11 protein-coding genes are annotated in these 11,896 nt (G+C 67.7%); 4 read left to right on the top strand and 7 right to left on the bottom strand.

Going from position 1 to position 11,896, the window contains the following annotated elements:
- The first annotated feature begins 13 nt into the window (after positions 1–13).
- Complete coding sequence (locus O5O43_RS10655; protein WP_271083861.1) at positions 14–1,597, top strand: PAS domain-containing methyl-accepting chemotaxis protein; 1,584 nt, start codon at positions 14–16, stop codon at positions 1,595–1,597.
- Between the two features lie 87 nt (positions 1,598–1,684).
- Here the strand turns inward: O5O43_RS10655 and O5O43_RS10650 are convergent, their stop codons facing one another.
- The gene (locus tag O5O43_RS10650) at positions 1,685–2,587 is read right to left on the bottom strand and encodes a LysR family transcriptional regulator (RefSeq protein WP_271083860.1); all 903 of its coding nucleotides are present in this window, start codon (positions 2,585–2,587) and stop codon (positions 1,685–1,687) included.
- 105 nt (positions 2,588–2,692) lie between these two features.
- On the opposite strand from O5O43_RS10650, the gene O5O43_RS10645 reads away from it, so the two are divergent.
- The 3 genes from O5O43_RS10645 (at position 2,693) to O5O43_RS10635 (ending at position 5,701) form a co-directional block, all read left to right on the top strand.
- Positions 2,693–2,878 carry a hypothetical protein gene (locus tag O5O43_RS10645; protein ID WP_271083859.1) on the top strand — a complete coding sequence of 62 codons (186 nt, stop codon included), beginning with the start codon at positions 2,693–2,695 and terminating at the stop codon, positions 2,876–2,878.
- Positions 2,879–2,890: 12 nt separating this feature from the next.
- Positions 2,891–4,702: an alpha/beta fold hydrolase gene (locus O5O43_RS10640; protein WP_271083858.1), complete on the top strand. Its 1,812-nt coding sequence runs from the start codon at positions 2,891–2,893 to the stop codon at positions 4,700–4,702.
- A 165-nt stretch (positions 4,703–4,867) separates the two neighbouring features.
- Entirely contained in the window at positions 4,868–5,701 is an 834-nt protein-coding gene (locus tag O5O43_RS10635) for a flagellin (protein WP_271083857.1), read from the top strand.
- A 28-nt stretch (positions 5,702–5,729) separates the two neighbouring features.
- Here O5O43_RS10635 and O5O43_RS10630 read toward each other — a convergent pair whose 3' ends face one another.
- From O5O43_RS10630 to O5O43_RS10605, 6 genes are read right to left on the bottom strand one after another with little or no spacing between them, the layout of a single operon-like run.
- Positions 5,730–6,584 (bottom strand): protein-glutamate O-methyltransferase CheR, encoded by an 855-nt coding sequence (locus tag O5O43_RS10630; protein ID WP_271083856.1) that lies wholly within the window; start codon positions 6,582–6,584, stop codon positions 5,730–5,732.
- A complete protein-coding gene (locus O5O43_RS10625; protein ID WP_271083855.1) occupies positions 6,581–7,654 on the bottom strand; it encodes a chemotaxis response regulator protein-glutamate methylesterase in 1,074 nt (357 codons plus the stop codon). Before O5O43_RS10625 ends, O5O43_RS10630 begins: the two co-directional genes overlap by 4 nt.
- Before the next feature lie 52 nt (positions 7,655–7,706).
- A complete protein-coding gene (locus O5O43_RS10620; protein WP_271083854.1) occupies positions 7,707–8,513 on the bottom strand; it encodes a GDSL-type esterase/lipase family protein in 807 nt (268 codons plus the stop codon).
- Position 8,514: 1 nt separating this feature from the next.
- On the bottom strand, positions 8,515–9,855 hold the full coding sequence (locus tag O5O43_RS10615; protein WP_271083853.1) for an MFS transporter: 1,341 nt from the start codon (positions 9,853–9,855) through the stop codon (positions 8,515–8,517).
- Positions 9,856–9,906: 51 nt separating this feature from the next.
- Positions 9,907–11,160: a serine hydrolase domain-containing protein gene (locus O5O43_RS10610; RefSeq protein WP_271083852.1), complete on the bottom strand. Its 1,254-nt coding sequence runs from the start codon at positions 11,158–11,160 to the stop codon at positions 9,907–9,909.
- Positions 11,153–11,875 (bottom strand): TetR/AcrR family transcriptional regulator, encoded by a 723-nt coding sequence (locus tag O5O43_RS10605; protein WP_271086425.1) that lies wholly within the window; start codon positions 11,873–11,875, stop codon positions 11,153–11,155. The genes O5O43_RS10610 and O5O43_RS10605 overlap by 8 nt, the downstream gene beginning before the upstream one ends.
- Positions 11,876–11,896 lie beyond the last annotated feature (21 nt).

Raw genomic sequence — 11,896 nt, 5'->3', positions numbered from 1 at the left:
CAAGGACTCCGCCATGCTCACCTCCGCCCTCCGCGCCGAAGACGACACCGCGACCGACGCCGACGCGCTCCTGCGCGACGGCATGCTGGACGCCATCAACAAGGTCCAGGCCGTGATCGAGTTCGACCTCGACGGCACGATCCGCCGCGCCAACGGCAACTTCCTCTCGGCCGTCGGCTATTCGCTCGAACAGATCGAGGGCCGCCACCATTCCATGTTCATGGACCCGGCCGACGCGGCAAGCCCCCAATACCGCGCCTTCTGGGACAAGCTGCGGCGCGGCGAATTCGACGCCGGCCAATACAAGCGCGTCGGCTCAGGCGGCCGCGAAATCTGGATCCAGGCCTCCTACAACCCGATCCTCGACGCTACCGGCCGCCCCTTCAAGGTCGTGAAATATGCCACCGACATCACCGCCCAGAAACTGGCCACCGCCAATTTCGAGGGCCAGATCGCCGCGATCAACAAGGCCCAGGCCGTGATCGAGTTCGACATGGCCGGCAACATCCTTTCGGCCAACGAGAACTTCCTCGCCGCCGTCGGCTACCGCGCCGACCAGATCGTCGGCCGCCACCACTCCATGTTCGTCGATCCCCAGACGGCCCAGGGTCTCGAGTACCGCATGTTCTGGGAGAAGCTGGGTCGCGGCGAATACGACGCCGCCCAATACAAGCGTTTCGGCGCCGGTGGTCGCGAGATCTGGATCCAGGCCAGCTACAATCCGATCCTCGACCTCTCCGGCCGTCCCTTCAAGGTCGTCAAATACGCCACCGACATCACCACCCAGAAGCGGATCGCCGAACGGGTCACCGAGATTTCCTCCATCGTCGCCTCCGCCGCGTCCGAGATGCGCGCCACCGCCGAAGGCATGGCCCGCACGGCCGAGGAGACCACGCGGCAGGCCGCCTCCGTCGCCTCCGCCGCCGAGGTCACCTCCGTCAACGTCCAGACCGTCTCGTCGGCGGGCGAGGAACTGACCGCCTCCATCTCCGAGATCGCGCGTCAGGTGGCCGAGAGCTCGAACATCTCCCAGCACGCGGTGGTCGAGGCGGACAAGACGTCTGACGCCATCCAGTCCCTGGCCGAGGCGGCGCAGAAGATCGGCAACGTCGTCACCCTGATCAACGACATCGCGGGCCAGACCAAGCTTCTGGCCCTGAACGCCACCATCGAGGCCGCCCGCGCGGGAGAGGCGGGCAAGGGTTTCGCCGTCGTGGCCTCGGAGGTGAAGAGCCTGTCGGACCAGACCGCCCGCGCCACCCACGAGATCTCGTCCCAGGTCACCGCCATGCAGGCCGCGACCCAGACCTCGGTCGGCGCCATCGCCGGCATCACCGACACCATCCGCAAGGTCGCCGAGATCGCCTCGGCCATCGCCGGCGCCGTCGAGGAACAGACCGCCGCCACCCGCGAGATCGCCGCCAACGTCAGTCAGGTCTCCGAAGGCACCCAGCTGGTCTCCTCCAGCATCGCCAACGTCTCCGCCGCCGCCGTCCAGACCAGCCAGGCCTCCAATGACCTCCTCAACGCCTCGGGCGAACTGGCCCAGCAGGCGGAAAGCCTGACCCTGGAGATGGACAAGCTGGCGAACGCGTAGGGGCACGAACAGCTCACGACGCTTCCCCCATGGCTCCGTCGTGAGCGGGAGAGGCGCGGCTCGTCCATGGCCGCGCCTCTCTTCCCGTCAACCGTCGCCGAGGAACCGCGACCGGTCCTTCCTGACCGCCTCGACGATCAGACTGGTCACTGCCCGGATGCGCGCCAGCCGCTTCAGGTCGGCGTGGGTCACCAACCACAGGCTGCGCTCCAGCCCGACCGCCTCGGGCAGGACCCTAACCAGCCCCGGCTCCCGCGCGGCGATGAAGTTGGGCAGGACGCACAGGCCCGCCCCTGCCAACGCGGCCTGCAGTTGGGCGATCAGGTTGGAGCTCTGCAGCCGGACCCGCACCTCCACATCCGGCGCCTGCATGTAGTCGAGCTCGGGCGCATACAGCAGCTCGTCGATATAGCCGATGAACCGGTGCCCGCTCATGTCGGTCCGCTTCAGGATCGGCGGCCGGGCGTCGAGATAGGCCGGCGCCGCATAGAGCCCGAGGCGGTAGTCGGTCAGTTTCCGCGACACCAGCCGCCCCTCGCGCGGCGGACTCAAGGCGACGGAGATGTCGGCCTCGCGCTTCGACAGGTTGAGCGACCCGGCCATCGCGACCAGCTGGATCTCCAGATCCGGATGCCGGTCCGCCAACTCGGCCATCAACGGCGCGATCACATAGCTGCCGAACCCCTCGGGCGCCCCGATCCTCACCGTTCCGGTCAGGGCCTGATCCGCCTGACCCAGTTCGCCCGCCGCCCGGATGGCCAGGGTCTCCATCGCCTCCGCCGTCGGCAACAGCCGCTCGCCGTGAACGGTCAGGACATGCCCGCCCGGGGTCCGGTCGAACAACTGGGCTCCCAGCCGCGCCTCCAGCGCCGCGATCCGCCGCCCGATCGTGGTGTGATCGACCGCCAGCCGGGACGCCGCCGCCGCCAGCCGCCCGGTCCGCGCTACGGCCAGAAAGGCCCTAAGATCGTTCCAGTCGAACTCGGCCACGCTTCGCTCCGTGCAAAAACGCACGACGGATTGGCGATATATGACATGGTTTTGCAAAAATCCCTATGCGAGAAGCCGCCTCGCTCACCCCGAGGAAATCCTGTCATGGCCTTCGACGCCGAAGTCATCTCCGCCGCCGCTTTAAACGTCGATCTGACCGCCGCAGAGGCCATCGACATCGCCGGTGCGCCGTGCCCGGTGTGGGCCGCCGCCAACCCGGACCGCGCCCTGGCCTGGCTGTTCGTCGCCCCGAACGATTGTCTGGCCGTAGACGTTCTGACCGCGAACTGATCCAAGGCGACCATGACGACGATCAAGGCTGACGCCCCCGCCCTCGACCTGCCGTTCCCCGTCCTGCCGGACCCCGAGGTCGCGGCCGAGGCCCTGATGCGTCTGGCCGACGCTGCCGCCGCCGCCGCGCGCACGACCGCCGTCAAGGCGATGCAGCCGGAAGCCTTGCCCTACGATCCGACCACCCTGGTGCGCGCCGTCGTCGACTTCAACATGGCCGTCATGACCCGCCCGACCGCATTGTTCGAGGCGCAGGCGAAGAACTGGACCGACTGGACCAATCTGTGGACCTCCACCGCCCAACGCGCCTGGGGTCTGGACGCCGAGCCCGTCGCGGCCCCGGCGAAGGGCGACCGCCGCTTCTCGGGCGCCGACTGGTCGAACCCCGGCTATGACGCGCTGAAACAGGCCTATCTGCTGGCCGGTCGCCAGCTTCAGGAGTTCATCGCCACGGCCCCGGTCGACGAGACCGTCCGCAACCAGGTCGACTTCCTGGCCCGCCAGCTGACCAACGCCCTGTCGCCCTCGAACTTCGCCCAGACCAATCCGGAGGTCGCCCGACGCGCGATGGCGACCGGCGGCATGAGCCTGGTCACCGGCCTGACCCATCTTTTGGAAGACGTCGCGCGCGGCGACGGTCTGGTCGGCCGCCGCGCCCCGAATGACTTCGAACTGGGGGTCAACATCGCCGCCACCCCCGGCGCCGTGGTGTTCAAGAACCGGCTGATGGAGGTCATCCAGTACGCCCCGACGACCCAGACGGTCTATCGCCGTCCGCTGCTGTTCGTCCCGCCGCTGGTGAACAAATTCTACCTCTTCGACCTGACGCCCAGGGCCAGCTACCTGAAGTGGCTGGTGGATCAGGGTCACACCGTCTTCGTCATCTCCTGGGTCAACCCGGACGCCAGCCACGCCGAGGTCGGTCTCGACGACTACGTCACCGAGGGCGTCGTCGCAGCCATGGATGCGGTCGAACAGGCGACGGGCGAGCCGGACCTGGACCTCGTCTCCTACTGCCTCGGCGGCACGCTGGCGGCCATGACCCTGGCCTGGCTGGCCCAGACCGGCCGCGCCGACCGCGTCGCCTCCGCCACCCTGATCGCCAGTCTGGTCGACTTCTCCGACATGGGTGAATGGTCGGTCTTCACCGGCGAGAACGACCTGAAGGCCTTCCACCGCTATCTGGACGAGCGCGGCTATGTCGAGGCCCACGACCTCGCCCGCCTGTTCTCGACCGTCCGCGCCAACGACCTGATCTGGTCCTCGGTGGTCCAGCACTATCTGATGGGCGACGACGCCCGCGCCTCGGACCTGCTCTGGTGGTTCGACGACGGCGCCCGGATGCCGGCCCGCACGCTCAAGGAATACGGCGGCTGGATCCTCCGCGAGAACAGGCTCAAGGACGCCGGCGGCGTGACCATCGACGGCGTCGCCCTGGACCTGAAGGCCATCAAGACGCCCGTCATGATCGTCGGCTTCCACGACGACCACGTCTCGGCCTGGCGCGCCACCTACGCCCAGCGCGGTCATTTCGGCGGCGACGTCGGCTTCATTCTCGGCGGCTCGGGCCACAACGCCGGGATGATCAATCCGCCGGCCGCCAACAAGCACGGCTACTGGACCAATGATGACGCCCCGGCCGCGGCCGACGCCTGGCTGGCCGGCGCCGAGAAGAAGCCCGGCTCCTGGTGGCCCGAATGGCAGGGCTGGCTCGACGCCGCCGCCGGCGACGACAAGGTCAAGGCCCGCAAGGTCGGCTCCGGCAAGCTGAAGGCCGGCGACGCCGCGCCGGGCGCTTACGTGCGGGTCCGTCACCCTGTGTAGTGGTCAGCGGATGAATCGGCTGTGAGTATTCACGTTCCGATTTAGTCGATTGGCGTACAAAACTGCGTTCGGTAAATATTAGGTAGAACTACCTATTCTCCCGGCTGAGCAAAATGCTCTCGGACGCCAAAACGGCTCCGAAACCTGGGAATAGGAATCGTCGTCATGGCGCTGAACAGCGTGAATACGAACTCCGGGGCTTTAGTCGCCCTGCAGAATCTGCAGACAACCCGATCACAGCTCGACACCGTCCAGAGCCGCATCAACACCGGCAAGAAGGTCAACACGGCCAAGGACAACGGCGCCATCTGGGCGATCGCCCAGGGTCAGCGTTCGGAAATCTCGGCCCTGAACGCCGTCAAGGACAGCCTGGATCGTGGCGCTTCCGCCATCGACGTCGGTCTGGCCGCCGGCGAGTCGGTTTCCGACCTGCTGATCCAGCTCAAGGAAAAGGCCCTGGCCGCGACCGACAAGTCGCTGTCGACGGCTTCGCGCAAGGCCCTGAACGAAGACTTCAAGGCCATCCGTGATCAGATCACCACGGTGGTCAACAACGCCTCGTTCAACGGCGTGAACATGATCAAGGACGCGACGACCAGCGCCGCCTTCAAGGCGCTGTCGAACACCACGGGAACCACCATCGACGTCAAGGCCCAGAACCTGGCCCTGGGCGGCGCCAACGTGACCCTGGCCTCGACCGCCACGATCGGCACCTCGACCCTGGCCAATACGGCCCTGACCGCGATCAACACCTCGATCGACAACGTGTCGTCGGCCCTGGCGCGTCTGGGCACGGGCGCCAAGTCGCTCGACACCCATCGCGCCTTCGTCGGCAAGCTGTCGGACGCGCTGGAGAACGGCGTCGGCAACCTGGTTGATGCCGATCTGGCTAAGGAAAGCGCCCGCCTCCAGTCGTTGCAGACGAAGCAACAGCTGGGCGTGCAGGCCCTGTCGATCGCCAACGCCTCGACCTCGATCCTGCTGGGTCTGTTCCGCTAGACCCGCCGGGCGGGGCTGCGGGTCGTCGTCACGACGCGATCCGCAGCCCCGCGTGTGCGGCCGGAGCCCTGACCCGGAACACCCCGCGCAGGCCCGGCGTCGGCTCGAACGCCCCGGCCAGACCCACGACCGTCTCGGCGCTCCCCAGGATCAGGCTGGCGTCGGGGTTCAGACAGCCGGCGATCGCCTCCAGCGTCTTCGCCTTGGTCGCCGGGTCGAAATAGATCAGCACGTTGCGGCAGAAGATCAGGTCGAACCGCCCCAGCGTCGCCATCCCGTCCAGCAGGTTGTGGTGCCGGAACTGGACCATGGCCCGAACCTCCGGCGCGATGCGGAACGCCTCGCCCTCGCGCACCAAGAAGCGCGCCTGACGCTGCTCCGACAACCCCCGCCGCACCTCGAACTCGCTGTAGAGACCGGTCCGCGCCCGCTCCAGGATCGGCTGCGAAAAGTCGGTGGCCAGGATGTCGATCCTCCAGTCGCCGAACCTCGCCCGCTCCTCCTGAAGCATCATCGCCAGCGAATAGGGCTCCTGTCCGCTCGAACAGGCCGCGCTCCAGATCCGCAGCGATTTCGACGCCCCGCGCGCTCGCCACAGCGCGGGCAGGATGGTCTCACGCAGCTGGTCGAAAGGCGTGTTGTCTCGAAAGAAGAAGCTCTCGTGCGTCGCCATTCCGTCGATGCAGCGCTGGGCCAGCCGTGCGGTCGGCGCGAGCCGCACCTGACGCAACATCGCCGCCACATCGGCGATCCCTTCGGACCGCGCGATCGGTTCCAGCCGGCTCTTCAGCAGATAGTCTTTCTCCGCGCTCAGGATCAGGCCCGACCGCTCCAGCACCAGCCGGCGAAAGGCCTCGACATCGTCGGGATGTCCCAGGCTCATCGACAGGCCTCCACGATCCACGGCGCGATCTTCGAAGCCGGCAGGACCGCCTCCGCCAACCCGGTCTTCGCGGCCGCGCCCGGCATGCCCCAGACCGCGCTGGTCGCCTCGTCTTGGACGACGAACCGGCCTCCGGCCTTCGCCGCCAGCGCGCAGCCATCGGCCCCGTCATGCCCCATGCCGGTCAGGACCACGGCCAGCAGCCGGTTGCCGAAAACTTCAGCCGCCGACCTCAGCATCGGGTCCACGGCGGGTCGACAGAAATGCTCGGGCGGCTCCTGATTCAGCCGGATCACCGGCGTCGCGCCGCTGCGTCCCACCGTCATGTGCCATCCCCCCGGCGCCACATAGGCCCGGCCCGGCAGGATCGGCTCCCCGTCCCTTGCCTCGGCGCACGGCCGTCCTCCGGCCCGCTCGATCTGCTCGGCCAGAAGGGCGGTGAAGGTCGCGGGCATGTGCTGGGTGATCAGGATCGGCTGGCTGACGTTGTCCTTCAGCCCCGCCATCACCTCCAGCAGCACCGGCGGCGCCCCCGTCGATCCGCCGATGGCGATGACGCCGGGCCGCACGGCGCTCCTCGGGCGGGGCGCCGTCGCCGGGACGCTCCCCACGCCCGCCGCCGACCGCCGCCGCCCCAGGGCCAGCACCTTGCCGACGAGTTCGCGCTCGAACTCTGCGGCGTTGACCAGACTGCCGGTCTCGGGCTTGGGCACATAGTCGGCGGCGCCCTTCTGCAAGGCGTCCAGACTGATGCGGGCATTCCGCTGGCTGAGCGTCGAGGCCACCACCACCCGCACTCCCGGCTGTTTCGCCAGCAACAGGGGCAGGGCGGTCATCCCGTCCATGACGGGCATCTCCAGATCCAGCACGATGACGTCGACCTCGTGCCGGCCCAGCTCTGCCAGGGCCGCTTCGCCATTGGAGGCTCGCGCCGCGATCGCGACCTCGGGCGACTTCTCCAGCATCTGGACGATCAGGCCGCGCACGATGGCGGAGTCGTCGACCACCATCACCCGGACGGGGCGTGGCTGGGTCGAGGTCGGGGCGGGGTGGGGAACGATGTCGAGCACGCCCAAACACAACCATAGGTAAGTAAACAAACTCGTAGCGGCAGTACTGGCCCTAGCCGAGCGCCCGCCGGATCGCCGCCTCCGCCACCGGCCCCATGACTTCGTAACCCGCCCGCGTCGGATGCACCCCGTCGCGATGGAACTCGGGTTTCAGATGCTGATCGGCGTTCGCCAGCACGGCGAAATAGTCCGCCCTTGCCAGCCCCCGCTCGGCGGCCAGCGCCGTCTGCCAGGCGTTCAGCTCCGTCGTCCGCGCGCGCAGATCGCCGACCGCCGGATTCCAGCTCACGATGTTGAACGGCGTCAGCGCCCCCAGGATGACCTTGATCCCGTGCGCCTCGGCCAGCGCCAGCATGGCCAGGATGTTGTTCTGATAGTCCCGGACCGTCGATGGCCCGGTGTTGCCGGCCATGTCGTTGCCGCCGCACAGGATGTGCACGGCCTTTGGCTTCAACGCGACGACATCGGCCATGAAACGCAGCAGGATCTGCGGGCTGGTCTGGCCGCTGATGCCGCGATTGACGATTCCGCCGGTGAACAGGTCCGGCTGGGCCACGCACCAGAACTCGGTGATCGAGTCGCCGATGAAGACGACGTCCACCGCCTGTCCCGCTAACGCTTCGTTCGCCTCGCGGTACTGGCTGAGCGCCGGCCAGTCGCGCGCCTTCCTCTCCGCCGACAGGGCCTCGCGCGTCGCCCGCCGCTCCGGATCGGCCAGCTTCGCCGCCCAGTCCGGATCGAAATCCCCCGGCGCCAGATAGGCCTCGACGAAAGCGTAGTCCTCCTCGCTCGGCCCGAACCCTTTCGAGTCCAGCCGGTCGACCATGCCGACCGCCGGGGTGAAGGGACTATCGCTCACCTCAGACCTCGGCGGTCGGGGCGTCGGGCAGGATCTCGGCGGCCGGCGGCGGCGCGAACCGCATCGCCGCCCAGTAGCCCAGCAGCGAGATGATGCCCGTCACCACGCCCAGCCAGGTCAAGGTCACGCCCAGACCCGTCGGTCCTTTGAACAGGACGGTCATCCAGGCGATGATGCCCGCCGTCACCGGCCCGCCGACGAATTTGCCGATGATGGCGAGGGCCGCCAGGCTGGTCGCTCGCTCCTCGTTGGGCAGGAGCACGGCGATGGCCGCCGAGTTGACCAGGTTGACCACGGCCCCGCCCGTCAGGAGCGCCAGCAGCACCCAGGCGAACAGGGTGACGTTCGGCATGATCGGATAGGCGCTGGCCGGAATGCTCAGGGCCGTGGCGATGACGGCCGGCAACAGGATGCCGCCGCGCATCTTCAGCTTCTGAGCCATGTCGGCGCTGATCCCTCCGATGATCGAGCCGATGACGCCCGACGCCAAGATCACCAGTCCGACCCAGCCCCCGAACTCGCCGGGCGATTGACCGTACTGACGCACCAGCACCGAGCCGATCCAGAGCGCCGCGGCGCCCTCCGCCAGGGCGCCGGCGAAGTTGCCGACATAGAGCGAGCCGAGGAAATACCGCCGCCTCCAGAAGGCGATCAGCGACACCTTCAGGGACGGATTCGCCTGTTGGACCTCGTGGCGCACGGGCTCACGGATCAGGAACAGCGGCAGGACCAGGATGGCCGCGCCGATGCCGACGATCAGGTGCGCCTCCCGCCACGGCGGCATGTTCTGGACAAAGGCCGTCGGATTGGCCTCCAGCCAGCCGAACAGCGTCCCGCCGATGGCGAAGGCGGCGGCCGCCCCGGCCCAGGCGCCGATCGACACCAGCAGCATCGCCCGACCGCGCCTCTGCGGCATGCACACGTCGGCCAGCAGCGAGATCAGCACAGGGAAGGCCGTCGCCGCTCCGATCCCCGCAATCAGACGCGCGGCGAACAGGCCGTAGAAGTCCTGAACGAAGGCCGTGCCGATCGTCCCGAGAGCCCAGCAGGCCGACAGGATGATCAGGAGCCGGGTCCGCGTCGAATGGTCGACCATCCAGGCGATGGGCAGGGACAGGATGGCGGCGGGAATGGCCGTCGCGGTGCCGATGATCATCGCCAGCTGGAAGTCGTCCAGGCCGAGATCCAGCTTCACCGCCTCCTGGATCGGCGCCAACAGGCCGCCGACCGTGAGGGCCGAGAACAGGGTCATGGTCAGAAGCCAGACCACGCTCCATTTCGTCTTGCGGAATGCGCCGGGCTCGGGCGGGACGACGTCGTCGGCGACATCAACCGTGGTCATTTTCGTTTCCTCGACTGCAGGCCTTTGGACCCGTCTGTTGTTGGATGACGTTTAGAGTTCCGGCCGGGTCAGGGCGGCGTAGGTGAAGGTCCGCGCCTTGGCCCGGAACTCGCCGGAGATCGGATCGGCCAGACGCTGGATCAGGCCCACGAAGACCAGGTCGTTCTCGGGATCGATCCAGAACCAGGTCCCGCCCATGCCGCCCCAGGCCAGGGTGCCGCGCCCCTCGACCGATCCTAGCCGGCGCGGGTCCTTCATGACCGAGAAACCCAACCCGAAGCCGAAGGCCGGATTGAAGGGCAGGAGCCGCAGCGGGTGGCTGGTCGCCAGGACGGCGTCGGGAATGACGTTGGTCCCCATCAGCTCGACCGTGACGGGCGCCAGGATGCGCACCCCGTCCAGCTCGCCCCGGTTCAGGATCATCTGGGTGAAGCGGGCATAGTCGCTGATCGTCGAGACCAGCCCGCCGCCGCCGTCCTCGAACTCGGGCGGTCTGGTGAAGGAATTGATCGGGGCGCCGAGCACCTCGGTCACTTCTCTCAGCCCGCCCGCGCCGTCGTCCTGATAGAAGGTCACCAGCCGGTCGACATTGTGATCCTGGGTGGCGAACCCGGTATCCACCATGCCCAGCGGATCGAAGATGCGCTGTTTCAGGAACTCGCCGAACGACTGGCCCGAGATGCGGCTGACGATGACGCCCAGGATCCCAGACGCCACGGAATAGAACCACTCCGACCCGGGCTGGAACATCAGGGGCTGAGCCGCGACGCGGTCGACGAAGGCCTGCACGCCTTCGGGCCGTGCGATCCGCTCAGCCAGATAGGCCTTCTCCAGCGGATGGAAGTCGGGGAACAGACCGTAGGCGAAGCCGGCGGTGTGGCTCATCACCTCTCGCATCGTCGGCGGACGTCTGGCGTCCTCGACCAGCATCGCCCCATCCGGACCCACGCCCGTGAAGACTTTCAGCTCGGCGAACTCGGGGATGAATTTCGACACCGGATCGTCGAGGGTCCAACGGCCTTCCTCGAACAGCATCATCATGGCCACGGCCGCGATCGGCTTGGTCATCGAATAGATGCGGAAGACCGCGTCGGTCGTCAGGGGTGCGATCCCGCCCAGCACGGCCGACCCGTGGGTTCTGTGCGCGACCACCTTGCCGTGGCGCAGGATCAGGGTCGACACCCCGGCCACGCGGCCGGCGGCGACCATCCCGGCCATATAGTCGTCGAGGCGTCCCAGTCGGGCGCTGTCGAAGCCCAGGTCCTCCGGACGGGCCGCGACGGGAAAACCTGCGACGTCAGCCATGGCTCACACTCTTCCGTTCGTCCGCCCGTTGCTTGCAGATCGCCTTGAAACCGCCGGCCATGAAGCTGGCCATGCGCGCCTTGATCGCCTCGAAGTCCTCGGAGTGGCACAGACCCCCCGACAGGTGGTCGATCCGCCCCGTGCGGGCCAGCGACAGGGTCAGGGCGCCGGTTACGAAGTGATAGCCCCAGAAGATGTCCTCCATCTCCGCCTCGGGCATCGCCTTCTTCAACAGGTCGATCAGCTGCAGCACGACGGGGTCGAAATTCTCCCACATCACCGCCGCGCCCCACACCGGGGTGTTGTTCAGCTGACCGCCCAGGGCGCCGTAGTTCCGCCAGCCCTCGCCGCCCTCGATGTAGAGGTCCAGGTCGGTGTCGAGAAAGGCGCGCAGGGCCCCTTCGACGGTGGGATGATCGCCCGTCTCTTCGGCATAGCGCTTCATCGCCTCGACGCGGCGGCCGATGGTGATCGGCGCCCGGCGTTTGACGACCTGCTGAAAGAGATCGGTCTTGTCCTTGAAGTAGTAGTGCATCAGCGAGGTGTGCACCCCGACCTTCTGCGCCACGTCCTTCAGGGTCACGCCGTACATGCCGTGCTGGGAGAACAGCTCCTCGGCCGCATCCAGAATCTGCTCCAGGCTTTCGGCGCGCTGGTCGGCCTTGGACCGGCGAGCGGGCTTGGGTGCGGGCGTGTCGGGGGTTTTAGTCGTCATGGTCGCGGCCTTGATGCGCAC

This window comes from Brevundimonas sp. NIBR11 (assembly GCF_027912535.1).
Taxonomy (GTDB): Bacteria; Pseudomonadota; Alphaproteobacteria; order Caulobacterales; family Caulobacteraceae; genus Brevundimonas.
This window is presented reverse-complemented; position numbering and strand designations above follow the sequence as displayed.